The 21,968-nt window shown below is 61.1% G+C and carries 28 protein-coding genes and 1 pseudogene; 22 read left to right on the forward strand and 7 right to left on the reverse strand.

Going from position 1 to position 21,968, the window contains the following annotated elements; genetic code table 11:
• Window positions 1-253, reverse strand: a pseudogene (locus tag E7681_RS17770) (hypothetical protein); the annotation flags it as partial.
• Between the two features lies 1 nt (window position 254).
• Window positions 255-932: an XRE family transcriptional regulator gene (locus tag E7681_RS17775; protein ID WP_136340608.1), complete on the reverse strand. Its 678-nt coding sequence runs from the start codon at window positions 930-932 to the stop codon at window positions 255-257.
• A gap of 107 nt (window positions 933-1,039) precedes the next feature.
• On the opposite strand from E7681_RS17775, the gene E7681_RS17780 reads away from it, so the two are divergent.
• From E7681_RS17780 to E7681_RS17830, 11 genes are all read left to right on the forward strand, one after another.
• On the forward strand, window positions 1,040-1,720 hold the full coding sequence (locus tag E7681_RS17780; protein ID WP_136340609.1) for a hypothetical protein: 681 nt from the start codon (window positions 1,040-1,042) through the stop codon (window positions 1,718-1,720).
• A 197-nt stretch (window positions 1,721-1,917) separates the two neighbouring features.
• Window positions 1,918-2,127: a helix-turn-helix transcriptional regulator gene (locus E7681_RS17785; protein WP_136340610.1), complete on the forward strand. Its 210-nt coding sequence runs from the start codon at window positions 1,918-1,920 to the stop codon at window positions 2,125-2,127.
• Window positions 2,103-2,447, forward strand: coding sequence for a hypothetical protein (locus E7681_RS17790; RefSeq protein WP_168733246.1), 345 nt, complete (start codon window positions 2,103-2,105; stop codon window positions 2,445-2,447). The genes E7681_RS17785 and E7681_RS17790 overlap by 25 nt, the downstream gene beginning before the upstream one ends.
• A 24-nt stretch (window positions 2,448-2,471) precedes the next feature.
• On the forward strand, window positions 2,472-2,957 hold the full coding sequence (locus E7681_RS17795) for a hypothetical protein (protein WP_136340612.1): 486 nt from the start codon (window positions 2,472-2,474) through the stop codon (window positions 2,955-2,957).
• Window positions 2,958-3,062: 105 nt separating this feature from the next.
• Window positions 3,063-3,935, forward strand: coding sequence for an ATP-binding protein (locus tag E7681_RS17800; RefSeq protein WP_136340613.1), 873 nt, complete (start codon window positions 3,063-3,065; stop codon window positions 3,933-3,935).
• Window positions 3,936-3,954: 19 nt separating this feature from the next.
• The gene (locus E7681_RS17805; RefSeq protein ID WP_136340614.1) at window positions 3,955-4,671 is read left to right on the forward strand and encodes a hypothetical protein; all 717 of its coding nucleotides are present in this window, start codon (window positions 3,955-3,957) and stop codon (window positions 4,669-4,671) included.
• Between the two features lie 4 nt (window positions 4,672-4,675).
• The gene (locus E7681_RS17810; RefSeq protein ID WP_136340615.1) at window positions 4,676-4,903 is read left to right on the forward strand and encodes a hypothetical protein; all 228 of its coding nucleotides are present in this window, start codon (window positions 4,676-4,678) and stop codon (window positions 4,901-4,903) included.
• Window positions 4,904-5,049: 146 nt separating this feature from the next.
• Window positions 5,050-5,277, forward strand: coding sequence for a DUF6511 domain-containing protein (locus E7681_RS18995; protein WP_211089827.1), 228 nt, complete (start codon window positions 5,050-5,052; stop codon window positions 5,275-5,277).
• Window positions 5,278-5,285: 8 nt separating this feature from the next.
• Window positions 5,286-6,080 carry a hypothetical protein gene (locus E7681_RS17820; RefSeq protein ID WP_136340616.1) on the forward strand — a complete coding sequence of 265 codons (795 nt, stop codon included), beginning with the start codon at window positions 5,286-5,288 and terminating at the stop codon, window positions 6,078-6,080.
• Window positions 6,077-7,396 (forward strand): ATP-dependent DNA helicase, encoded by a 1,320-nt coding sequence (locus tag E7681_RS17825; RefSeq protein ID WP_136340617.1) that lies wholly within the window; start codon window positions 6,077-6,079, stop codon window positions 7,394-7,396. The genes E7681_RS17820 and E7681_RS17825 overlap by 4 nt, the downstream gene beginning before the upstream one ends.
• A gap of 11 nt (window positions 7,397-7,407) precedes the next feature.
• Window positions 7,408-9,960, forward strand: coding sequence for a VapE domain-containing protein (locus tag E7681_RS17830; protein ID WP_136340618.1), 2,553 nt, complete (start codon window positions 7,408-7,410; stop codon window positions 9,958-9,960).
• A 105-nt stretch (window positions 9,961-10,065) separates the two neighbouring features.
• Here the strand turns inward: E7681_RS17830 and E7681_RS17835 are convergent, their stop codons facing one another.
• Window positions 10,066-11,694: a P-loop ATPase, Sll1717 family gene (locus E7681_RS17835; RefSeq protein WP_136340619.1), complete on the reverse strand. Its 1,629-nt coding sequence runs from the start codon at window positions 11,692-11,694 to the stop codon at window positions 10,066-10,068.
• A 324-nt stretch (window positions 11,695-12,018) separates the two neighbouring features.
• On the reverse strand, window positions 12,019-12,729 hold the full coding sequence (locus E7681_RS17840; RefSeq protein WP_136340620.1) for a M48 family metalloprotease: 711 nt from the start codon (window positions 12,727-12,729) through the stop codon (window positions 12,019-12,021).
• Window positions 12,730-13,535: 806 nt separating this feature from the next.
• Here E7681_RS17840 and E7681_RS17845 point away from each other — a divergent pair.
• From E7681_RS17845 to E7681_RS17880, 8 genes are all read left to right on the forward strand, one after another.
• Window positions 13,536-14,057 carry a crossover junction endodeoxyribonuclease RuvC gene (locus E7681_RS17845; protein ID WP_211089828.1) on the forward strand — a complete coding sequence of 174 codons (522 nt, stop codon included), beginning with the start codon at window positions 13,536-13,538 and terminating at the stop codon, window positions 14,055-14,057.
• A gap of 5 nt (window positions 14,058-14,062) precedes the next feature.
• Window positions 14,063-14,257, forward strand: a complete 195-nt coding sequence (locus E7681_RS17850; RefSeq protein WP_136340621.1) for a hypothetical protein — start codon at window positions 14,063-14,065, stop codon at window positions 14,255-14,257.
• Window positions 14,250-14,672 carry a DUF6362 family protein gene (locus E7681_RS17855; protein ID WP_136340622.1) on the forward strand — a complete coding sequence of 141 codons (423 nt, stop codon included), beginning with the start codon at window positions 14,250-14,252 and terminating at the stop codon, window positions 14,670-14,672. The genes E7681_RS17850 and E7681_RS17855 overlap by 8 nt, the downstream gene beginning before the upstream one ends.
• Window positions 14,673-15,006: 334 nt before the next feature.
• Window positions 15,007-15,231 (forward strand): AbrB/MazE/SpoVT family DNA-binding domain-containing protein, encoded by a 225-nt coding sequence (locus E7681_RS17860; RefSeq protein WP_136340623.1) that lies wholly within the window; start codon window positions 15,007-15,009, stop codon window positions 15,229-15,231.
• Window positions 15,228-15,620 (forward strand): type II toxin-antitoxin system death-on-curing family toxin, encoded by a 393-nt coding sequence (locus E7681_RS17865; RefSeq protein WP_136340624.1) that lies wholly within the window; start codon window positions 15,228-15,230, stop codon window positions 15,618-15,620. Before E7681_RS17860 ends, E7681_RS17865 begins: the two co-directional genes overlap by 4 nt.
• Window positions 15,621-16,095: 475 nt before the next feature.
• On the forward strand, window positions 16,096-17,328 hold the full coding sequence (locus E7681_RS17870; RefSeq protein WP_136340625.1) for a DNA modification methylase: 1,233 nt from the start codon (window positions 16,096-16,098) through the stop codon (window positions 17,326-17,328).
• Complete coding sequence (locus tag E7681_RS17875; protein ID WP_136340626.1) at window positions 17,325-17,549, forward strand: DUF7220 family protein; 225 nt, start codon at window positions 17,325-17,327, stop codon at window positions 17,547-17,549. Before E7681_RS17870 ends, E7681_RS17875 begins: the two co-directional genes overlap by 4 nt.
• A 93-nt stretch (window positions 17,550-17,642) precedes the next feature.
• Complete coding sequence (locus E7681_RS17880) at window positions 17,643-18,014, forward strand: hypothetical protein (RefSeq protein WP_136340627.1); 372 nt, start codon at window positions 17,643-17,645, stop codon at window positions 18,012-18,014.
• 74 nt (window positions 18,015-18,088) lie between these two features.
• Here the strand turns inward: E7681_RS17880 and E7681_RS17885 are convergent, their stop codons facing one another.
• From E7681_RS17885 to E7681_RS18910, 3 genes are all read right to left on the reverse strand, one after another.
• Complete coding sequence (locus tag E7681_RS17885) at window positions 18,089-18,628, reverse strand: DUF3489 domain-containing protein (protein WP_136340628.1); 540 nt, start codon at window positions 18,626-18,628, stop codon at window positions 18,089-18,091.
• Between the two features lie 76 nt (window positions 18,629-18,704).
• A complete protein-coding gene (locus E7681_RS17890) occupies window positions 18,705-18,977 on the reverse strand; it encodes a hypothetical protein (protein ID WP_136340663.1) in 273 nt (90 codons plus the stop codon).
• A 12-nt stretch (window positions 18,978-18,989) separates the two neighbouring features.
• Window positions 18,990-19,172 carry a hypothetical protein gene (locus tag E7681_RS18910; RefSeq protein WP_168733248.1) on the reverse strand — a complete coding sequence of 61 codons (183 nt, stop codon included), beginning with the start codon at window positions 19,170-19,172 and terminating at the stop codon, window positions 18,990-18,992.
• 178 nt (window positions 19,173-19,350) lie between these two features.
• Here E7681_RS18910 and E7681_RS19000 point away from each other — a divergent pair, with 178 nt between their 5' ends.
• From E7681_RS19000 to E7681_RS17905, 3 genes are read left to right on the forward strand one after another with little or no spacing between them, the layout of a single operon-like run.
• Window positions 19,351-19,866 carry a terminase small subunit, Nu1 gene (locus tag E7681_RS19000; protein WP_246032538.1) on the forward strand — a complete coding sequence of 172 codons (516 nt, stop codon included), beginning with the start codon at window positions 19,351-19,353 and terminating at the stop codon, window positions 19,864-19,866.
• On the forward strand, window positions 19,832-21,745 hold the full coding sequence (locus E7681_RS17900) for a phage terminase large subunit family protein (protein ID WP_246032541.1): 1,914 nt from the start codon (window positions 19,832-19,834) through the stop codon (window positions 21,743-21,745). The genes E7681_RS19000 and E7681_RS17900 overlap by 35 nt, the downstream gene beginning before the upstream one ends.
• Before the next feature lie 10 nt (window positions 21,746-21,755).
• Window positions 21,756-21,959 carry a phage head-tail joining protein gene (locus tag E7681_RS17905; protein ID WP_136340630.1) on the forward strand — a complete coding sequence of 68 codons (204 nt, stop codon included), beginning with the start codon at window positions 21,756-21,758 and terminating at the stop codon, window positions 21,957-21,959.
• Window positions 21,960-21,968: the final 9 nt, after the last annotated feature.

Consider the following 21,968-nt stretch of genomic DNA (forward strand, 5'->3'; position numbering starts at 1 on the left):
GAATATCCACGAGCGGCATGAAGTCCTGCTCGTTCAGGACCTTGTTCACGGCAAAGAGGTCAGCCTCGGTATGGCCAGGCCAGTCGAATTCGCGCGCAGCCCAGTGTACAAAGTTGCGCTTGAAGGCGTTCGACGGGGTAAGGCCGATAGAACCGTTTTCATCGACGTAGGTGAAGGTTTTCAAAATCCCGCGCAAGAGCGGCGAATAGCTGAGGGAGGGCTCGTCGTCAGCAAGGGACCGGAACTCGATCACTTCAAATCTCCCGCGCGAACCAGCGAATACGGCCGATGATGACGATTTCATCCGCCGTGCGCTCATACTCCGGATAATGCTTGTTGTCCGAGATCACGCGGACTGCCGGCGGATCGCTATTCGGAACATGCTGTAAGCGCTTCGCGACCAAGCCCATGCCATCATCCAGAACGAAGATGCCTGGCGGGTTTGGGGCCTTGCGGTCCATGTCAACGAGCACGGTATCGCCGTCAAAAAGCGTCGGTTCCATGCTGTCGCCTTCCACCTTCATGATGCGCAGTTGGGAGGGCGAGGCTCTCAGGCTTTGTTTGATCCAGGATTTCCGGAAGTGGTAGGCGCGACCCGGCGTCTCGTGGTCCTCAAGGACGACAGCCCCACCGCCCATGGCAGGGCGCACACCGGCATGGGTGATCGAGACGAAGGTCTCATCGGGGTTCTCCATGAACGGGGAGGTGCCTTCGACATCGCCGATCCCATGGATCAGCCAGTCAAGTTCGACCTTCAGGACACGGGCCACTTCGGCCAGGCGATCCAGGCCCGGGCGTGTCGAGCGGCCGCGCAGGATGTCATAGACAAAGGACCGGTTCACGCCGGCCATCTCGGCGACATGGGCCGGGTTCAGCCCGAGCTGGCTGGTGCGGGCCTGCAGGCGGTCTGCGAGCGTGTGATGTCCGGTCATCTTATCCCCAAGGGTCTGTGGATTAGTTTGGATAAGATAGGATTGCGCCGAATCCGTCAAGAGGTTAGAACAAATCATAAACAAATGGGTGGGAGTCCGGAGGGCAGATGGACATCGAAAAGGCATATTTTTCCGTGGAAGAAATCCTGAAGCGGTGGTCCATTCCGGAGGAGGATCTTGTCTATCTGGCAGAGAATGACGAACTGCGTCTGTCGATCCGGGTCTATGGTCTGCCGCTGGAATTCGGGGAATTTGCGGAAGACGGCAGCGGGCGGGTGCACCGGATACCGACGGAGCGGTATTGCTACAGCGGACTTCTTGATCTTCATGCCAGTGATGTGTTCCGGATTTATCGCGCCGGGGAGGCATATCTGAGCGAGTTCCGGGAGGGGCAGTCGGACTATGTGACCCTTTGGGGGGCAGTGGATGCGCATTACGCGGTGATCGGGGATCTTGTACTGCGGCGGGATGAGCGGGATCGCTTTGAGTTGAAGGCGGGCTTCAGTTCTGGCGGTCAGCCTGAGGATCGGGCGTTCATCGCCTCACATGACTATTCCGAGGTGCGCTGCAACGGGTGCAGGTTCCAGTTCGGGCCGATTCAGGCTGCTGTGGTGCGGGTGTTGCACGACAGAGCCCTGGCGGGGCAGCCCTGGCAGAATGGCAAGCTGATCCTGTCGGAAGCCGGCTCGAAGAGTCTTCGGATGGCCGATGTGTTCAAATCCAAGAGCAACTGGCGGGCGCTGATTCAGTCGGACCGGCGCGGCAATTACAGGCTTGGCATCGACTGATGCTCTGATGTCGTCCCCTGGCAAGGGGATGAAACTGCAGACGGGCGGGGGACAGAGGGGGATGAGCATCCCCCTCTTTGCGTTTTGGCCTTTGGCGGCGGGCACGGGGACATCCCCCTCTGCATCCCCCGACGGTCCTGACGACATCCCACAGCGGAGTTTTGCACTCTGTCTCCAACACCGATCTGGAGACGACGATGCAAGAGAAGATCTGCTTCACCCAAAAAGAGCTCGCACGGCGCTGGACGATATCCCACCGGACGCTGGAGCGCTGGCGCTGGACCGGCGAGGGTCCCGCCTTCATGAAAATAGGTGGCCGGATCATCTACCGGCTGGAGGATGTGCTGGCCCATGAACAGGCGCAGCTGCGCCAGCCGGCAGGATGCCTGCGCGCGAGGCTGTCATGACCGGGCGGGGCGAAGGGCAGGGGGCGCTGTCGGATATCACGCTGCTGGCCTGGGCCGAGGCGGCCGGGCCCGGTGCGCGGCTGGCCTATCACACCGGCTTTCTTGTGGTCGATGTCGCGGAGGCCCTGTCGCGATTGCGCGGGGAGGAGCTGAACCGCCTGCGGGCGGTTGCGGCGGCGGCCTGCCGGTTGTCGGACGCAGGCCGGGTGCATCTCGTGCAGCAGCGTCTCGGACCGGACCGCTTTTCCTATCTCGCCATTGCCCGCCCCCGCAGGGGTGCCGCGGCTGTGCGTGTTGCCGACCTCGTGACGGCCGGCTGATCCATTCAAGTACAGGAGACCTCAATGACCTATCCCCACAATATTCCGGGTGTGAACGAGATGCTCAGTTTGCCCGCGGGCGAGCTGGCGCAGGTGCCGGTGGAACTGCTGGCTGCGCTGCAGGCGGAGCTGGAGCATGCCGGCAAACAGCTGAAGGCGGCCACGGCGCGGTTCGGCACGGCGCTCGAGGTGCGCTATGCCACCCGTGCGGCCGAGGCGCGGCGCGCCTGTGGCAAAGACACCGGCACGGTCCGGCTTGTGGATGGCGATTATGCCGTGGTGGCCGATCTGTCCAAACGGGTGGACTGGGACCAGGACAAGCTTGCCGGGATCGCTGCCAGCATCGCTGCGGCCGGGGATGATCCGGCCGAGTTCATCGACACGAAGCTGACCGTTGCGGAGCGCAAATACAGCGCTCTGCCCGAAGCCTGGCGCAAGGGGTTCGAGCCTGCGCGCAGGGTCGGATCCGGCAAGGCGAGCTTCCGGCTCGAGCCGGTGAAGACCCCCTGAATGCGGCGGCGGGGACGCCCGGACCGCGAGGCTGGGCAGGCTCCCCTTCGGCGCCCGGTCACCCCCCGCCGCTGCAGATCTTTCTGTCATCTCAAGGAGAGCGCCATGGCATTGCGCATCATCACCGCCGACGAACGATTGTCGGCATCTGAAAACAAGACATCGCTGGCGGTGTTCGGTCCGCCGGGTGTGGGCAAGACCACGCTGATCCGGACGCTGCCCGCGGACAAGGCTGTCTGTCTTGATCTCGAAGCGGGTATGAAATCCGTGCAGGACTGGCGGGGGCCGAGCATCCCGATCCGCAGCTTCAGCGACTTCCGCGATCTTGTGGTCCTGATCGGAGGCGCCGATCCGTCTCAGCCGGCGGATGGCTTTTACAGCGCCGGGCACTTTGCCCATGTGCAGAAGGCATTTGCCGAAAGCGGGATTGAGGAGTTCCTGAAGAAACGGACGATCATCTTCGTCGACAGCATCACCGATCTGACGCGCCAGGCGATGGCCTGGGCGAAACAGCAGCCGGAGGCGTTCTCGGACCGGACCGGCAAACCGGATATCCGCGGGGCCTACGGGCTTCTGGGCCGCGAGGTGATCCAGGCGCTCAAGCATCTGCAGCACGCCCGCGGCAAGACCGTGATCTTCGTGGGGGTGCTGGAGAAGGTGACCGACGAGTTCGGCGCCTCCGCCTGGGTGCCGCAGATGGAAGGATCCAAGGCGGGGCGTGAGTTGCCGGGGATCGTCGATCAGGTCATCTCGATGCAGCTTTTTGGCCGGGATGCCGAGGGCGGCTGGGTGCTCGACGAACAATCTGCCGAACGCCGTCTGGTCTGCACCTCCGGTAATCCCTGGGGGCTGCCCGCGAAGGACCGCTCGGGACGGCTCGATATGACCGAGCCGCCAGACCTCTCTGCGCTGCTGGCCAGGATTGACGGGCGGGGCGCGCCGGCCGCAGCCCTCACCACTCACAGCACTTCTGTCTGAACCGGAAAGGATACCTCCGATGAGTTACGATCTGAATGATGCCGCGCCGCAAATGGCGCCGATGGGGGAGCTGATCCCCGATGGCACCTTTGCAAAAGTGATGATGAAACTGCGCCCCGGCGGGGCCAATGGCGCGAGCGCACTGGATGCGGGTCTTCTGAAAGCCTCGCCGCACAGCGATGCGAAGATGCTCGATTGCGAATTCACCGTGACCGAGGGGCCCTGGGCGCGGCGCAAGTTCTGGCAGAACTACACGGTTGCCGGGGGCAAGCTCGATGAAAAAGGCCAGTCGAAAGGCTGGAACATCTCGAAAAGCGCCTTCCGGGCGATGGTCGACAGCGCGCTTGGGCTCAGCCCTGACGATATGAGCGAAGGGGCGCGGGCAAAGCGCGTGATCGGCGGGCTGAAGCAGCTTGACGGGATCATCTTTGCCGCGCGCCTCATGGTGGAGGCCTCGGACAATCCGAACTACCGCGACAGCAACAAGATCGCCAATATCGTGCTGCCCAATGAGCCCGCTTATGGGGCGATCATGCGCGGGGAAACGGTGGCGCCCGAGCCGGTCAATGCACCGCCGCGCAAAGCCGCGGCTCAGGTGCCGCCGGCCTGGGGTGCATCGTCCCCGGCACAGGGCGGATGGTCCGGGGCGCCGCAGAGCCCTGCAGCTGGGTCACAGCCGGAAAGTGCCGCGCCGGCCGCACCCCCGGGCGGAGCCCCGGCCTGGCTGAACAGCTGAGCCTATGAGCCCGGATGAGTGGCAGGCGCATGTGACGCGCGAAGCGGCAAAGGAGATCGGCACATGGCTCGAGGCCCGCGGGCGGCTGGACCGGCCCATCGCAAGCCTGCGGCTGGGGGATCTCGACGCCATGGCGTCGGTGGCCATCAGCCGCTTCATCGTCCTGGCTTCGCGCCGGATCCGGGACGACCCGGGCCGGCATCCCGATCTGGAAAACCTGCTGATGGGGTGAGCCCCGGCGTCTGCGCGATTTGCGGCCGGGAGGCCCGGGGCTTCGGGTTCTGCCTGCGCCTTGAGCGGTCTCGCCACCCTTTCCATCGTTTCTGTTCGCGCCGGTGTCAGTCCATTGGCGCGGACCTTGCCCGGAGGAGCTTTGGCATGATTGATAAAACCGCCCGCGAGGCACAGGCCATTCGCGATGCCCGCAAGGATTTTGCCGAAGCGCTGACGGCGCTCGGCCTGATGGCGCCGTTCTTTGACCGCACGGCTGCCGAGATCGATCAGCTGATCGAGGCGGCGGTCACCGGCTACATCGCGAGTATGCAGGCGCAGGGCGCGCGATCTGAGCGCGATGGCCGCGTGCCTGACGACCCTATCCCCTTTTGAGGTGCACCATGATTGACCTGAACCACGGCTCAGGCGCGCAGTATGGGCCGCCCGCACCCCTTCCCGACATCACCACATCCCTGGGGGCTGTCATCGACACCGCACTGCGGTCGCGCAATGGTGCTGAGCGACCCCGGACCTATGTCAGCTCCTCGGGGTTGGGACGCGCCTGCCTGCGTCAGATCCAGTATGACTTCCTGGCGGTGCCGAAAGACGAGGGGCAGGAGTTCGCCCCGAAGACGCTGAGGATATTCGAAGCGGGCCATCGCGGCGAGGATATGGTGGCGGGCTGGCTGCGGCTGGCCGGGTTTGATCTGCGCACCGAACGCGCTGATGGGCGCCAGTTCGGGTTCTCCGCTCTGGGAGGGCGGTTCAAAGGGCATATCGACGGCTGTCTGGTCAGCGGTCCGGTTGCCATGGACTATCCGGCGCTCTGGGAGACCAAGGCGCTTGGAGCGTCGAGCTGGAAGGATACGGTCAAACGGGGTGTTGCGGTGTCAAAGCCGGTCTATGCGGCGCAGATCGCGCTTTATCAGGCCTATCTCGATCTGCCCCATCCGGCGCTCTTTACCGCGCTCAACCGCGACACGATGGAACTCTATGCCGAGCTGGTGCCATTCGATGCCGCTCTTGCGCAGCAGATGAGTGATCGGGCGGTCACGGTCGTCCGGGCGTCGCAGACGCAGGACTTGCTGCCGCGTGAAGCGGCCGCGCCCACATCGGTTGTCTGCAAAGGTGGAATGGCGGCGGGGCACTGGCACCCGCCCTGTGCCTGGGCAAAGCGATGCTGGAGGGACGCATGACCAGCTTTACCCCATCGGCGCAACAGGCGGCGGCTATGCGGGCGATCAGAACCTGGTTCGAAACCCGCACGCACGACCAGCAGGTGTTCCGGTTGTTTGGCTATGCCGGCAGCGGCAAATCCACGGTTCTCAGGTTCGCCCTCGGGGAGCTGGGCCTTTCGCCTCACCGCAGCGCACGGGACGGGATCTGTGTGCCCGGTGTTGTCACGGCGACCTTTACCGGCAAGGCGGCGCTGGTTCTGAGCCGCAAGGGAACGCCCGCGCGCACGATCCACAGCCTGATCTATTCCGTGGCGGAGGCGACGGAAGAGGAGATTGAGGCCGCGGCGCAGAAGCTGCGCGAGGCCGAAGTGAGCATCCGGACCCTGAGCGGGTTTGACCGTACCGCTGCCGAGGCCGGGATCGAGGCAATGCGTCAGGCGCTTTCGGCGATGAAGAAACCGCGCTTTGCGCTGAACCCGCAGAGCGATGCGGCGGATGCGCGGCTGATCGTGCTCGATGAGGTATCGATGGTGGGGGAAGACATGGCGCGTGATCTGATGAGCTTCCGCAAACCCATTCTGGTGCTGGGGGATCCGGGGCAATTGCCGCCGATCAAAGGCGAGGGCGCCTTCACCAATGTGGAGCCCGACATCATGCTGACGGAGATCCACCGTCAGGCAGCCGGGAGCGCGATCATTCGCCTGGCCACCATGGCGCGCGAAGGCCGGCCGATCGGCTTTGGCCGCTATGACGCCCATGTCGCCCGGATGCGCAAGGGCGACATCACGCCGGATCAGGCCCTGCGGGGTGGGCAGCTCATCTGCGGGATGAACGCAACGCGTCTGCAGCTGAACAATGCGATGCGTGCGGCGGCAGGGCTGGCAGGGGGCATGCTGCCCTCGGGGCCTGCGGAAAAGATCATCTGCCTGAAGAACCAGAATGATCTCGGGCTCATCAACGGCATGTTCATCTCGCTTGAGGACATAGTCGACGAGGGCAGCCAGTACTTCTCTGCGATCGTCCGTGATGAGGACGGCCGCCATGTCGGGGCCCCGGACGCCAGGGGCGGGCCGGGCCGTCTGCGCCTCTACAAGGGGCATTTTGAGGACCATCTGTCCTTCGACCGGAATCGCCATGACCGGGACTGGAAGGAGAAGAAGCACCTGACCGAGGCGACATTCGGCTGGGCAATCACGGCGCACAAGGCTCAGGGGTCGCAATGGGAGAATGTGATTGTCTGGGATGATGGGTTGGGGCGCAGCGAGACCGACCGCCGCCGCTGGCTTTACACAGCCATCACCCGGGCCGAGCGTGGCCTGGTACTCCTCGCCTGAGGTGCGTCCCGGTGATTGATCTCAACGATGTCTACGTGCCCTCAGCCCGCCCTGATCTGGGTGTCGTCCGGGACAGGCTGGCGGCGACAGCCCGTGACTGGCTGCCGGGGCTGTTTCCCGAGGCACGGCTGACCCATGACCGGCGCGCCCTGCGCTGCGCGGATCTGTCGGGGCGCCGTGCCCGCGCCGAGGGCTCCTGTCTCATCCATCTCGACGGGCCTTATGCGGGCTGGGGATTTGATTTTGCCACGGGCGAGCGCGCGGGGCCGATCGACCTCATTTATCATGCCACGGGCCTGTGTGACGGGCGGCTCTATGAGGAAGCGGCCCGGCTGGCGCAGATGGCGCGCGACGTGCCGGGGAGGCCGGATGCACCGCGACGCCCTGACCACAGCCTGGAAATCCGCCGGATCCTCGATGGCTGTGCCCCATTGGCAGGCAGTGTGGCGCAGGCCTACCTGCAGTCGCGGGGGCTGGCCGCCCCCCGGTCACCGGACCTGCTCTTCCATCCCGATCTGACAGATTATGACAGCCGACGTGGCTGGCCGGGCATGGTGGCGATCCCGCGTCTGGCCAATGGCGAAGCTGCCGGTGGCCTGCACCGTACCTTCCTGCTCGATGACGGCAGCGGTAAGGCGCCGGCTGGCAAGAAGATGCTGGGATCTGTTGGCGGAGCAGCCGTGCGGCTCCTTCCGATGGCGGAGGACGGGCATCTTGGCGTTGCCGAGGGGATCGAGACGGCGCTCGCAGCCCGGGCGATATTCGGCATTCCGGTCTGGGCGGCACTTTCCGCCGATGGCGTGGCGCGGTTCCAATGGCCCGAAGGCACGCGGCGCGTCACGATCTTTGCCGATGCGGGCGCCGCCGGGCGTCAGGCTGCGGCCGGTTTGTCGGACCGCCTGAACAGGGCGGATATCCCGAACGGGATTGTTGCTCCGCTGCATGGCGATGACTTCAACGACGATCTGCTCAAAGGGGCCCTGAAACCCGATTACGATATTGGGGCGTTTGTGCCGGATGTTCAGCCTGCGGTCACTGCTGCGGCGCCCGACCCGGAACACCCGGCCGGGGCGCTGGCCGCTGCGACAGAGGCGCTGACGAACCCGCCCGATCTGACGGATCTCGGAAGCCTCATGGGGCGCGTTGTCATGGCGCGGCTCGAGCCGATGGAAGAGCGCCATGTGCTGTCGCTGATCAAGGCCCGCACGGGCATCGCCATGTCGATCCTCGATAAGCAACTCGGTGTGCTGCGGCGCCGGCTCAACAGCTCCGGCGATCTTTTGAAACCGGTGGCGCGCCCCGCCTGGGCCAGCCGGTTGCGGCTGGACCTTTCCGGCACGCCCGAACGCAATGAGGCCAATGTCATCATCGCGCTCGGTTCCGACCCGGCCTTCGCTGGTGCAATCGCCTTTGACGAGTTCCGCCAGGAGGTGGTGGTGCTGCGTCCCATGCCCTGGGAGGAGGCAGAAACCGATTGCCCGCGGCCCTGGGAGGACAGCGACGACATCCGGCTGGCAGAATGGCTGCAGCATCGGGAGGTCAATGTTGCACCGCTGGTCGTGGGGCGCTCGGTGGGTGCCGTCGCACGCGAACATCGCATTCATCCGGTGCGCGCCTATCTCGATCTGCTGCAATGGGATGGCGTGCCCCGTATCGAGACCTGGACCAGCCGCTATCTCGGGGCAGAGCCCACCGATCTGAGCCACGCGATGGGCAGCCTCTGGCTGATCTCGGCGGTCGCGCGCATTTGTCGTCCCGGTGTGAAAGCCGACCACATGCTGATCCTTGAAGGTCAACAGGGCGCGCGTAAATCCACAGCGCTGAAGATCCTTGCCGGGGAGGACTGGTTTACCGACGAGCTGCCCGATCTGGGCTCCAAGGATGCGGCCATTCACATGCAGGGGGTCTGGATCGTGGAGATTGCCGAGCTCGATGCCATCGGCCGGGCCGAGGTCTCGCGGATCAAGGCCTTCCTCACGCGCACCACTGACCGGTTCCGCCCCCCTTATGGTCGCCACACCGTCGAGATCAGGCGCCAGTGCGTCTTTGCCGGCACCGTAAATCCTGACACCTACCTGCGCGATGAAACCGGCAACCGCCGCTTCTGGCCGATCCGCTGCGGCGAGATCGACATCGAGGCGCTCCGCCGGGATCGCGATCAGCTCTGGGCCGAGGCTGTGGCCCGCTTCAGGGCCGGGGCCATCTGGTGGCTGGAAGACCGGGATCTGCTCAAAGCTGCGCGCGACGAGCAGGACAAGCGATACCAGTCCGATGCCTGGGATGGGCTGATCGATCGCTGGCTCACCCATGAAATCCGGGTCGTCGGCGACAGCTTCTCCTCCTTTGATCCGCCCCGGCGGGAAAGCGTGCTGCGTCGCGAGCCGCTGGGGGATGTCTCTGTCGGGGAAATCCTTGAAGAAGCCATCGGGATTGAGCCAGCGCGCTGGAACCGTGTCGATCAGATGCGCGTGTCCGGGTACCTGAAGAAAAACGGATGGGAACGGTACCGGACGTATGACGTCGTTGATGGCAAAACGGCGCGGGAGTGGCGGTATCGGAGGTGACAAGCCGATGGCTGAATATCTTTCAGTAGCTATTCTCCGTGTGAGTAGACGGCTCAATCTTTTCAGTTTGTTTCGCCGCAGAGATATCGCGAAATAAAAATTTTGTCATTTTCTTATTCCAAGAGCTGCAAAAAGCATTGGGTGAACGCTAAACTTGGTAGAGGCTTCAATCTGGTGTGGTGAAACTGGGCGAGCGGAATCATAGATCCAATCCCAAGGGCGATCCTCTCTCAATTTTAATCCAATTGCTCCAATCAAATGAAGTCGATAAAGAGCCTCTTGCGCCAGCTCGGCAGCCTCAAGGTTTATATTGCCGTTGACATAATCGACCAATTTCTTCCATAGGTCGTCGTTATGGCAATCGGATTTTTTACCAAGCGCATCGTATAGTTCTTCCAGAAGCTTGCTGTGCATCAATTCTGAAGCACTACGATAAGCTGGTTTTCCTCTTAGAATTTCAATTACTTCACTAATTGCCGGGAAGGTTCCTGACCATTCGTGGATTAATGTTTCGTGTCGAAGGTTGGAGTAGTTAGATTCTCCTCGCAAGAATGCATTTTTACTTACCGCTGATTTTCCCTCTGCAGCTTGTAAGGCCAAGTTGATAAAGTTTATTACATCTCGCGGCCGGTTCAGTGTGCGCGCGACGAGATACTCCCAAGGTGCAGTGCGTGTGTCGGGGTATTGTTTGAAGACATCGTCAAATGAAACATTTTCGGAAGAGTATTTCCACCTAAATAGTTCTCTAATTCGTTTTTCAGCCAAAGTTCGAAGTTGCGACTTCGACCACCTTAACCGTATGATCAGGTCTTCATATTTTTCAATCTGACGTTGGGATGACGGTGTTTCCTGTACCATGCGAATGTACAGATCATTTCGCAAAGCAACGGCGACTTGAAAATTTCTCAGTTTTTTTAAGCTTTTTAGGCACTCAAACAGCGATTGAAGCAGTTGAAATTTTATATCGTCATCAACCCAGTGCTCGTCCAGCCCATCGACTGTAATATAGAATTTATCTTGCCGGTCGCGCGTATAATCTGAGAGTGCAGAGATTACAGTGGGTAATTCAGATATGGTTATGTCGTTCAAAAACTTTTTAGCTCTCTGTTGTAGTTGGACTTTCTGCTGACTTCCGAGGCTGTGAAGATAGCCAGCTTTCCCGACAAATTTCTTCATTTCGCCGCCAAAGTTGGTGCTAAATTCACGTTCAAGTGAATCGGAAAGTTCAATCACGTTCTCGTCAACAGTATTCCAAAACTGGTCCTCATGATCGTTAACAAACTTTTCGAGTTTCTCTCGCTGTTTGCTGCGTGTTATCGCATCAAAGATTTTCGATATCTTAAATCTAAACTGGTCTTTACTAGGCGCCTCTAATGCGATGCGTATGTATTCGATACAAAAAACATGCTTCCACAGAGCTTGAAAAAATAGAGTCAGATCAACATCTAGTCCTTGGAGAAATGCAATTGTATCGCTGTTTGCAATATGGTTCATAGCCATATCGTGGACGATCAATTCAGAGCAATTCTCCAAATTCCGCCCCATCATTCTTAGGATGGCAGTTTTTCCAGCCCCAGTGCTTCCCAGCAAAAATGTGCTTGGGCTGTTTGTGTCGATTAGATCGCTGTATGATGGATGGTCTACGAAACATTTAAAAAGAAATTCATCATCGTGCTCGGCGCCATTTTGTCCGATATTGACACCCTCTTTTAGAACTATTTTGTTTGCGTTCATCTAAGTCTCTTTGATTGTAGCGTTTTATTTTTCTGGATGTGCGTTTTGCTTGATATGCGGACACTCGCCGCCGGATCGGTAGAATGCCGCCTCTTTCTTATCCAGAACTGGGAAGATCGACCAAGGGATCGATGAGACCATAGAGGCCCCGTGAATCTCGGGGTGCCTGAATGGTCGGCAGAGGTGTTGCTTCGAGAAGATGAGCAAGCAGATCTTCAGCAAAGAAGTGCATTGAAAGGCTCCGGATCAAATTGCCAGCGGCGGATGGCGCTGAGCGCACAGAATGACGTTGCCCCCGAACCTTAATCCGGGGGCTGCGTGGTATTACTTGCGTCTCTCCAGGGCCTGTCGCTGCCTGATCTGATCGTCTACAGCGATCACGGTGGCCAGTCGTTTTTCATCCGGCGGATGGGTGCCCCAGAAGCTGAGTTTGCCAGCCTCCGTCCGGGCTTTTTCGGGCCGGGCGAAGAATTTGGCACCCTTGACCGGGTCGTATCCGGCCGCCGCAGCGATGCGCGTCCCAAGGGTATCGCTTTCCAGCTCATAGGACTGCGAGTAAGCCATGCTGCCCGCGGCCGCGCCGATCTGCATGTTCCGGTCAATCGCATTCGGATCGTAATACTGACCCGCTGCCGCCGATTGCGAATTCGCATATGCGGTAATCGCACCAAGAATGATCGCCCCCACCAGGGCTTGCTGCTTCTGCTTCTCGATGTGGCGGCCAATCAGATGCCCATATTCATGGCTCATAATGAAGGCGACTTCGTGATCGCTTTCGGCATCCTGCAGGATGGGCATGGACAACCGGATGACAGGTTTTTCCTTCACATAGGTGAAATATGCGTTGCGCTCTTTCATCTCGCGATCGATCTGGATCGAAACCTTGCAGTCGAAACCCTGTCGTTCCGCAGTTTCCTGAGCGCAGAGTTTTTCCGCCACGGGGGCAACCCGTGCGGCGACACGCCTGAAGCGCCCCTCGGCAACGTTTTTGGAAGCCTGCGACCTGTTGGTGTCGTTCTTCGCCTGCTGGAACATTGTCTGGGCGCGGGACGCAGAGCTTTCGTCCAGGTCAGGCAAAACATAGGTCGTGCCACATCCGGAAAGTGCAGCGGTAATTCCAAGTACTATCAGACCTTTGCGCACACGATTCTCTCCTCCGATCTGGTTTTATGACTACTTTTGATAAGTGCGAAAATATCTCTTCGCAACCATGGGAATGCATTTCGCAGGACGCGGAGGAGGTTCGGAGAGCCGCCGTTGGCAGTCTGGCAAGAGGTGTCAGGGTAGTATGATTGGCTGTTTTTTCAGTGGATGCTGGCATGGCGGCCATGAAAAACACCATGCAAGGTGTTCGGGCTTGATTGAGAATAAACTTTTCTGAACCGCTTTCGTTTTTTCCGCCAAACCTGGGTTCCGTTCCGTTTGTCCCAACCCTCATGTTTGTCCCAACCTCGTCCTAACCTCAGCAAGGGGTTGGGACGAGAATTTCCCGTTTGATTTCAACGTCGTCCCAACCTCCCCCCTTTTGTCCCAACCTTTTTGCTTACTTTGTATGTGGAGTATGGAACCACCGGGAAAACCTACACGCTATATGAAAAAGGTAGGGGAGGGGTTGGGACGAGGACAGGTTGGGACAATATTGCTTATGCTGTTGATAATAATTAACTAAATTCCGTCCCGACCTCTGCTCGAGGTTGGGACGAGACGAGGAGGTTGGGACAAAACTGAACGGTCCGAAAGTGTATCACTTGCCCTGCGGTTTTCCTTGTCTGTCACTCTGCGGCAGGTTAATTTGCCCTTGACCAAAGCCGAAGGCCCACTCGAACTCGTGAGCCTTCACCATGAACACACAAGAAGAGATCCCGACCAACGCACTGCCGCAAACCGCTGGCAGTGTCCGCACCATCCTTGCCCTCGATCTGGGCACCGCAACCGGCTGGGCGATCCGCGGCTATGACGGGCTGATCACCAGCGGCACTGTCAGCTTCAGGCCCGGTCGCTACGATGGCGGTGGCATGCGCTACCTGCGCTTCACCAACTGGCTGACCGAGCTTGACCGGCTGTCCGGGCCGGTAGAAGCGATTTACTTTGAAGAGGTGCGCCGCCACGCAGGGACCGATGCAAGCCACGTCTATGGTGGTCTGATGGCCACGCTGACGGCCTGGGCTGAACTACGGGGCATCCCGTATCAGGGTGTGCCGGTGGGCACCATCAAACTCCATGCCACTGGCAAGGGGAATGCCTCCAAACAGGCGATGATCGACGCGGCACGCGCCCGTGGTTTCCACCCAGCTGACGACAATGAAGCGGATGCCATTGCCATCCTGCTCTGGGCGCTGGAAAGCAAGGGAGGGCTGGGCTGATGGGCATGCGGTTCACGCCCAGAGGCTACGGCGGTCATCGCCGCAGCCCCGACGAGGTCAAGCGCGATGGCTGGCAGGAACAGGGCGTTCTGGCGGTCAGCATCGATGATCACCGGCTGAGCTGGCCGGAACGGGAACTGGTCCGTCAGCTCGGAGAAAAGCTCTATGGCCGGCGGGACGGGGAGGTGAGCGATGACTGACTGGACCCGTGCCCGTGTGGCCGATCGGCTGGATCTGGCTGCAGAAGTGATGCGTGCTCTGCCGCCGGTTCGCCCGCAGGGCTATATCAGCACCTGGCCGGCTTATCTCCACAGCTTCGCCGATCAGGTGGGGCAGGAGGCAAAACTCAAGCGCCCGCTGCCATCACCGCGCATGATCACCGAGGCCGACGAGGCGATGCTCTGGCTGCGCTGGGTGGACAAGGACATTGGTCAGATCCTCTGGGCACGCGCGAACCGCAAGCCTTGGAAGGGGATCTGCTGGGAGCAGGGGATCAGCCGGGCCACCGCCAACCGGCGGCACGAATATGGTCTGGCTGTGATCGTCTGGCGGCTCAATGGCATGGTGCCACCGAAGAAGCGGTCGATGGAATACGTGATTGAACGGACTCGGTAAGTTTTAACAGGGACGATCCGTTATTCAGGCTTTTCCCTCTATTCTTTAGTAAGAGGGTGGGCCAATTATAGGTTGCCGCGAAGACGTGCGGGCAGAACCAGAGGCTGGATCAGTTCGTTGAAACAAGCGCTGGCGGTGAGCGCGTCCGGACCTTTGTGCTGGCCTCGTTGCCGCCTGTCCCACCTCTGGAGCTGACGCAACTCATGGCGGTCGATGGAATATGTGATCGAGCGGACAGCCTGATGGTGGCGCCGTACCGGAATGGCGCGGCACCTCGACCTTGACCTTTTCAGGCATGGACGTATATACCATTGTATGCTCATAGGGGGTAATCATGTTCGAAACCCGAATTCGCAAAGTCGGCAATTCTGCCGTGGTCACGCTGTCTGCTGAAATGCTTGCCGCTTTGGATGCGCGGGAAGGTGACACCGTTTATCTGGTGCGCGGAGATGATGGCAGTCTGAAAATCACGCCGCAGAACCCTGAGCTGGCCGCGGCCCTGGCGGCTGCCCAGATCGTAATGGATGAAAACCGCGATATGCTTCAGGCTCTGGCGTGAGCAATCTGATCTGGGTGCCGCTGCAGGCGGTCGTGATCATTCATGATCGCCAGATCGCACGGCATGGCGGCGCGGCCGGACTTCGGGATATCGGGTTGCTGGAGGGCGCTCTCGAGCGGCCGCGCAACAAGGCTGCCTATGGCAAGCCCGGTCTGGAGGAGGTGGCTGCCGCCTATGCCTTCGGTATTGCAAAGGCGCATGCGTTCGTTGATGGCAACAAGCGCACGGCTTTCGTCACGTCGGCCACGTTCCTGCGGCTGAATGGCTTCGGCTTGCGGCCTGATCCGCTCGATGGTGTCAGGGCAATGGAAGATCTGGCGTCCAGCCTTCTCTCAGAGGACGAGTTCGGTGCCTGGCTCGGAAAGCTCATGGTTCCGATTGCACCGTGACCTGTCCGTCGTCCTGTCAACCCTGTTCGCTCCTGCGAGACAGTTTCCGGTGAGACACTGCAAGCTGTGACAGATGCCCGGCGAGAGGCTATAGAAACGATAAGATGGTTGTCGTGTGGCCGGGTGAGACCGGCTGGTCTGAACAGGTTTCCGGGGGTACAGATGGGTATCGGTTGGCGGAACAAACTCTCTCCGGTCGATTTTGCGAGACACGCAAGCTGTTGATAATTAACGGGTCCTTCCCGGCGACCAACGTATTCGGGGGGGCGCAGCGCGGCGCTTTCCCAGTCACACCCTAAAAAATACCCGTTTCGTTTCGCTTTGAGCGCTGACATAACAAAACAAGGGCCTGAGGGCTCTTCAAACACCCTCTGAACCGAAACGAGGGGGGCGACCCCATTTCGGTTTGGCAGCCAAAGCCGTTTCGCTTTCGCGGAGCTTCGGTTCGCTTCGGGACAAAGATCAGGACATCACCATGGACGTCGTCGACCTGCCGCTTGAGCAGATCATTCCCTATGCGCGCAACCCGCGCCACAACGAAAAGGCGGTTGCCACGGTGGCGGCGTCGATTGCGGAGTTCGGCTGGCGCCAGCCCATCGTGGTGGATGAAGCGATGGTGGTGCTGGCCGGGCATACCCGGCTGCTGGCAGCGCGGCAGCTCGGGCTGACTACGGTGCCGGTGCATCTGGCGAAGGGGTTGAGCGAAGCGCAGGCCCGGGCGTTCCGGATCATGGACAACCGCTCAGGTGAGAATGCCGAATGGGACAAGGATCTGCTCGGGCTTGAGCTTGGGGATCTGCTGGAGGCCGAGTTCGATCTCGGGCTGACGGGCTTCAGCGATGACGAGCTGAACGCCCTGATGCGCGGCCTTGACGAGGATGCCGGTGCGCAGGAGGGGGAAGATGACATTCCCGACGCGCCTGAGGATCCGGTCAGCCGGCCGGGAGATCTGTGGGTCATGGGCCCGCACCGTTTGCTCTGCGGCGACAGCACCGTGGTCACGGATGTGGAGAGGGTGCTTGGGACAGTAAAACCGCTGTTGATGTGCACAGATCCACCCTATGGAGTTGAATACGACCCGAGCTGGCGCAACCAGTCTGGGGCTGCCAGGACCAAACGCACCGGTAAGGTGCTGAATGACGACCGGGCCGACTGGCGCGAGGCTTGGGCGCTGTTTCCCGGGGATGTCGCTTATGTCTGGCACGGCGCGCTGCACGCAGCGACGGTGGCCGAAAGCCTCGAAGCCTGCGGCTTTACTATCCGGTCCCAGATCATCTGGGCCAAGGAGCGGCTGGTTCTGAGCCGGGGGGATTATCACTGGCAGCATGAACCGGCCTGGTATGCTGTCAAAAAGACCGGCAAGGGTCATTGGGCGGGGGATCGCAAGCAGACGACGCTGTGGCAGATCCCGAACAAGGACCAGGACGCAAAGACGGTGCATGGCACCCAAAAGCCGGTCGAATGTATGCGCCGTCCGATCCTGAATAATTCGAGCCCGGGTCAGGCGATTTATGAGCCCTTCATGGGATCGGGGACGACGCTGATTGCTGCCGAGACCACGGGCCGCGTCTGCCTTGGTATCGAGCTGAACCCAGCCTATGTCGATGTGGCTGTCGAGCGCTGGCAGAAATTCACCGGGAAGCAGGCCTTTCTTGATGGAGGCGAGCAATCCTTCGGTGACCTGAAAGCTGAGCGCGAGGCGGCATGAAGCAGTCCCGTCTCATGTCTCTGGTCGAGGCCGTCGCCAACGTGATCGTGGGCTATGGAGTTGCGGTTATCGCGCAAATCCTGATCTTCCCGATCTTCGGGCTTCACACGACGCTGGCGCAAAACCTGAAGATGGGCGCGTTGTTCACCGTGGTGTCGACAGTGCGTTCGTTCGCCCTGCGGCAGGTGTTCGAGGCGATCCGGATGGGCACAGAAGGATAGACAGCCCGGGTGGATTTCTTGCGATGTACTTGCTCGAATGACGCGACTCCAATTATTAACATGCCAACATCTGGACGGTTGATAGGAGCGCTAGTGTTCAACGAATACCCTGAAACTTTAGAAGGTTTGGAGCAGGCTAAAGAGCATCTTGAACGCCTCGAAGAGCGAGACGGTTTGGATACCTCGGGCAATCCTGAAAAGTATCACACACGCATTAATGGGGCTCGCATGGAAGTCAGGCGAGTTACTGAAAGCCTGAAGGCGCAGGGTCTCATACCTTACTCGGATCAGGAACTACTGAACAGAAAGCTGGATATGGCGTTTCCGAAGGCGCGTTCGAAGGACATCGTCGATTTCGATGGAGCCCAGTACCAAAAGCGGTTCAGTCCTGCGACGAAAAGCCGATCTGGGAAAACTGTCACATCTTGGAACCAATGGTGGCAGAGGCTCCCGGACGAAAAATAAGGCGTCATTACCAGAATTCGGCAAGGACGCGTTCGCCGATGAGAGTGAACGCGTTCTCGAACTGACGACTTTTGTCAGGCAGCCGGAAGCCGGTAAACCCGTCCCCGATCCTCGACCTTCTCCGAGGTCACCTCGAGTCCGAGCCTCTTCTTCAGCGCGCCTGCTATCGCGCCGCGCACGGTTTGCGGTGTCCATTGCAGGGCGGCGCTGAGCTCTTCTATGGTTGCGCCATCCTTCGCGCGCAGCATGGTGATCAGAGTCGCCTGCTTGGTGCCCTCGCGCGGCGTTTGAGTCTTGGGCGTGGCGTCGGTTTTGGCTTCGGTTGGTGCCGAAGCGTCGATTTTCGGTTCGGGTTTGGTTCGTCTGGTCATGGGGTCGGCTTCCTTGCGTTCAGACAGAAACGGCGCGATGTCGAGGATTGGCCCGGGATCAGTCTCTGCCAGTTCGCAGGCCATGGCCAGCGAAGGGCAGATGCGCGGATCGCCCGAGCGGGTGAGCCCATGGACATGGAATTCCCAAACCGGTCCGTGGCCGTAATCCTCCCGAACCGCCCATATCTGGGTCCGGGATCCGTTGGCATCGTGGACAAGATACATGCGTGTCGCTTCCGTCATGGGACACGCAGGATGCGCGCCCTTCTACGGGGCCAGGCCCGCCAGTCAGGCGGGCAGGTCGCGATGCGGGATGACATCAACTGGCGTGTTCGCCCTCGCCAAAGGCGCTGTCGGTGATCTGGCGCAGAAGGCCGGCGTAGTGGTCGAGCACGCCAACCGTCGCCCAGCCCACCTCGTCGGGGTGGCAGTTAAAATGTTCGTCGCTGAGTGCCTGAAGGCGCGCAAGCATCGCGTCGATCCCGGCTTTCTTTGCAATGAAGGCCGCCTGTGCGGCTTCCTTGTTCTTACGCGCCTTCTCAGTGCGGAGTTCGTGGCGGGGCGTGGTGATCGGGTTCAGATGGTTCGTCATCATCGTGCCTCTTCAGTTCTTCTTTTCAATCATCGCGAGGATCGCGCAGGCCATGCCGCCCAGAAACTCGCCGCGCCGGAAGACGATCTCGTCGATCTCGGTCGTGCTGATGATGGCGGGGTCGACCTGAAGGTCGGCAGCCATGTGCGGCAGCAGGCGGGCGGCTTCTAGGTTGTAGCGTTCGGCGATGGTCATGGCGGGCTCCGTTGGGTGCAGCGTTTTCTTCGGATCAGCTTCGCTCTCCGGGGGCTGCACATCCAGTATAATAGCAGCAATAACATGGCTTTAATCGGAGCATTCGTATCATCTCATGTCATCAGCGAGCCAGCCCATCGGGGTGATTGCAAAGCTCCTGGATCTCTCGGAGCGGCGGGTGCAGCAGCTGAGCCGGGAAGGCGTGATCCCGAAAGCCACACGCGGTCAGTATGACCTGATTGGGTCTGTGCGTGGCTATGTGCGCTATCTGCGGGAGCAGGCGGTCCGGGCTCAGGCCGGGGCCCCGGACTATGCGGTTGAGCGGGCCCGGCTGATCAGGGCGCGCGCGGATCTGTCAGAAATGGAAGCGGAGGCCAGACGGGGCGCGCTGATTGCGGCGGACGATATCGAAGCGGCCTGGATCGCGGTGCTGGCGCAGTTGCGTACGCGGCTTCTGGCGCTGCCGGACCGGCTGGCACCGGTTGTGCATGCGCAGGAGAGCCCGGCTGGGGTGCGCGAGGTGATCCGGGAGGCGATCCGCGAGGCGCTGGAAGAAATGGCGGAAGCGGATGTGCGCGTCGAAGAGGAAAGCGACGGTATCGGTCCTGATCCTGAAGGGTGGGACGGTGCTCTGTCAGACGGTGCGGCGCGCCCTGGCGGTGCTGACGCCGCCGCCGGACCTGACAATCAGTGACTGGGCGGATGCCAACCGGCGGCTGAGTTCGGAGGCGAGCGCCGAGCCGGGGCGGTGGCGCACGAGCCGCGCCGAATACCAGCGCGGGATCATGGAGGCGGTCTCGGATGCCTCCACCGAAACCGTTGTGATCATGTCCAGTTCACAGGTGGGCAAGACGGAAGTGGTCAATAACTGCGTCGGTTACCACATCGATCAGGACCCGGCGCCGATCATGGTGGTGATGCCCACAGAGCGGGATGCGGAAACCTGGTCGAAGGACCGCTTCTCGCCGATGGCGCGGGACACGCCCTGCCTGCGCGACAAGATCGCCAACCCGAAGTCGCGGGATGGCAACAACAAGATCCTGCACAAGCGCTTCCCGGGCGGTCATCTGACCATTGTCGGGGCGAACGCGCCCTCAGGGCTGGCGAGCCGTCCGATCCGGCTCCTCTTGTGCGATGAGGTGGACCGCTATCCGTTCAGCGCAGGCGCTGAAGGCGACCCGGTGAACCTCGCAAAAAAGCGGACCGTGACATTCTGGAACCGCAAGATTGTGCTCGTGTCCACGCCGACGAACAAGGGGGCGAGCCGGATTGAGGCGGCATTCGAGGAAAGTGACCAGCGCCGGTTTTGGGTGCCATGCCCCGCGTGTGGTCACGAACAAATCCTGACCTGGGGACAGGTCAAATGGGACAAGGACGAGAACGGCGGCCATCGCCCGGAAACTGCGCGGTATCACTGCGCAGAGTGTGATGCGGCGTGGAAGGACGAAGCCCGCTGGGCAGCGATCTCCAAGGGCCGCTGGATCGCGGCGGCACCATTCAATGGGACCGCGGGGTTCCATCTGAACGAAATCTATTCGCCCTGGGTGCGGCTGGAGGCGATGGCGAAGGCCTTTCTGTCTGCCCGTGCCGGTGGTGACGAGACCATGAAAACCTTCGTCAATACCTCGCTTGGCGAGACCTGGATGGAAAGCGGCGAGGCGCCGGACTGGCAGCGGCTGCAGGGGCTGAAGGAGGACTGGCCTGCAGGTACGGTGCCCGGGGGAGGTCTCATCCTGACGGCCGGGGCGGATGTGCAGAAGGACCGGATCGAAGTTGATGTCTGGGCCTGGGGGCGGGGGCTCGAAAGCTGGCTCGTGGATCATGTCGTCATCGGGGGCGGTCCGGGGGAGCCGGCCTGCTGGCAGGGGCTTTCGGATCTCCTGAACCGGAGCTGGCTGCATGCGAGCGGAACACCGATGAGCATCGCAAAGCTGGCGATTGATACCGGTTATGAGACGGCGGCGGTGTATGGCTGGGCGCGGCAGGCGGGATTTGCCCAGGTGGCCCCCGTCAAGGGGCTGGAGGGGTTCAACCGCTCGAGCCCGGTTTCGGGGCCGAGCTATGTGGATGCGACAGTGGGCGGCAAACGGCTGCGCCGCGGGGCGCGGCTCTGGTCGGTGGCGACTTCGACCTTCAAGGCCGAGACCTATCGCTTCCTGCGGCTCGATCCGCCGGAGAACTCCGGGCTGGGAGGAGCCGGTGCCGGGGCGTTTCCGCAGGGCTTTCTGCATCTGCCCGGATGGGTCGATGCCGAGTGGCTCAAACAGCTGACGGCCGAGCAGCTGGTCACGGTCAAGAACAAGCGCGGGTACGCCAGGCTTGAGTGGCAGAAACTGCGCGAACGCAACGAGGCGCTGGACTGCCGGGTCTATGCGCGGGCGGCGGCCTGGATCCTCGGGGCGGATCGCTGGCCGGAGGCACATTGGGCGGCTCTGGCGGATGAGCTGGGTGTGCTGTCGGCTGAGGCAGCGCCGATGATGCCGCAAAGGCCCGATGCTGCCGCACGTGCCCCACGGCAGGATACGTCACGGGAGGGGCGCTGGGTCAGCCGGCGGCGGGGCAGTTGGCTTTGAGGATGTGATCATGAGCTGGACGCAGGAGGAACTGGCGGCCCTCAAACAGGCCTATGCCAGCGGGACGACGCGGGTGAGCTACGATGGCAAGTCGGTGGATTATGGCACGGCGGCGGATCTGCTGCGCCGGATTCGGGTGATCGAGGCGGAGCTGGCGGCAACCGTGGGCCGCCCCAGGCCAAGGCGCAGCTTTGCCAGCTTCTCGAAGGGCTGAGGAGCACCT

Source organism: Thalassobius vesicularis (genome assembly GCF_004799325.1).
Taxonomy (GTDB): domain Bacteria; phylum Pseudomonadota; class Alphaproteobacteria; order Rhodobacterales; family Rhodobacteraceae; genus Thalassobius; species Thalassobius vesicularis.

Excerpts from the sequence above, each read along its gene's own strand:
- E7681_RS17800 (WP_136340613.1), top strand. The coding sequence starts at position 3,063 with ATGGCATTGCGCATCATCACCGCCGACGAACGATTGTCGGCATCTGAA.
- E7681_RS17795 (WP_136340612.1), top strand. The coding sequence starts at position 2,472 with ATGACCTATCCCCACAATATTCCGGGTGTGAACGAGATGCTCAGTTTG.
- E7681_RS17855 (WP_136340622.1), top strand. The coding sequence starts at position 14,250 with ATGACTGACTGGACCCGTGCCCGTGTGGCCGATCGGCTGGATCTGGCT.
- E7681_RS17780 (WP_136340609.1), top strand. The coding sequence starts at position 1,040 with ATGGACATCGAAAAGGCATATTTTTCCGTGGAAGAAATCCTGAAGCGG.
- E7681_RS17870 (WP_136340625.1), top strand. The coding sequence starts at position 16,096 with ATGGACGTCGTCGACCTGCCGCTTGAGCAGATCATTCCCTATGCGCGC.
- E7681_RS17875 (WP_136340626.1), top strand. The coding sequence starts at position 17,325 with ATGAAGCAGTCCCGTCTCATGTCTCTGGTCGAGGCCGTCGCCAACGTG.
- E7681_RS17805 (WP_136340614.1), top strand. The coding sequence starts at position 3,955 with ATGAGTTACGATCTGAATGATGCCGCGCCGCAAATGGCGCCGATGGGG.
- E7681_RS17850 (WP_136340621.1), top strand. The coding sequence starts at position 14,063 with ATGCGGTTCACGCCCAGAGGCTACGGCGGTCATCGCCGCAGCCCCGAC.
- E7681_RS17790 (WP_168733246.1), top strand. The coding sequence starts at position 2,103 with ATGCCTGCGCGCGAGGCTGTCATGACCGGGCGGGGCGAAGGGCAGGGG.
- E7681_RS17835 (WP_136340619.1), bottom strand. The coding sequence starts at position 11,694 with ATGAACGCAAACAAAATAGTTCTAAAAGAGGGTGTCAATATCGGACAA.
- E7681_RS18995 (WP_211089827.1), top strand. The coding sequence starts at position 5,050 with ATGATTGATAAAACCGCCCGCGAGGCACAGGCCATTCGCGATGCCCGC.
- E7681_RS17820 (WP_136340616.1), top strand. The coding sequence starts at position 5,286 with ATGATTGACCTGAACCACGGCTCAGGCGCGCAGTATGGGCCGCCCGCA.
- E7681_RS17775 (WP_136340608.1), bottom strand. The coding sequence starts at position 932 with ATGACCGGACATCACACGCTCGCAGACCGCCTGCAGGCCCGCACCAGC.
- E7681_RS17905 (WP_136340630.1), top strand. The coding sequence starts at position 21,756 with ATGAGCTGGACGCAGGAGGAACTGGCGGCCCTCAAACAGGCCTATGCC.
- E7681_RS17785 (WP_136340610.1), top strand. The coding sequence starts at position 1,918 with ATGCAAGAGAAGATCTGCTTCACCCAAAAAGAGCTCGCACGGCGCTGG.
- E7681_RS17845 (WP_211089828.1), top strand. The coding sequence starts at position 13,536 with ATGAACACACAAGAAGAGATCCCGACCAACGCACTGCCGCAAACCGCT.
- E7681_RS17885 (WP_136340628.1), bottom strand. The coding sequence starts at position 18,628 with ATGACGGAAGCGACACGCATGTATCTTGTCCACGATGCCAACGGATCC.
- E7681_RS17890 (WP_136340663.1), bottom strand. The coding sequence starts at position 18,977 with ATGACGAACCATCTGAACCCGATCACCACGCCCCGCCACGAACTCCGC.
- E7681_RS17840 (WP_136340620.1), bottom strand. The coding sequence starts at position 12,729 with ATGTTCCAGCAGGCGAAGAACGACACCAACAGGTCGCAGGCTTCCAAA.
- E7681_RS17810 (WP_136340615.1), top strand. The coding sequence starts at position 4,676 with ATGAGCCCGGATGAGTGGCAGGCGCATGTGACGCGCGAAGCGGCAAAG.
- E7681_RS17825 (WP_136340617.1), top strand. The coding sequence starts at position 6,077 with ATGACCAGCTTTACCCCATCGGCGCAACAGGCGGCGGCTATGCGGGCG.
- E7681_RS17860 (WP_136340623.1), top strand. The coding sequence starts at position 15,007 with ATGTTCGAAACCCGAATTCGCAAAGTCGGCAATTCTGCCGTGGTCACG.
- E7681_RS18910 (WP_168733248.1), bottom strand. The coding sequence starts at position 19,172 with ATGACCATCGCCGAACGCTACAACCTAGAAGCCGCCCGCCTGCTGCCG.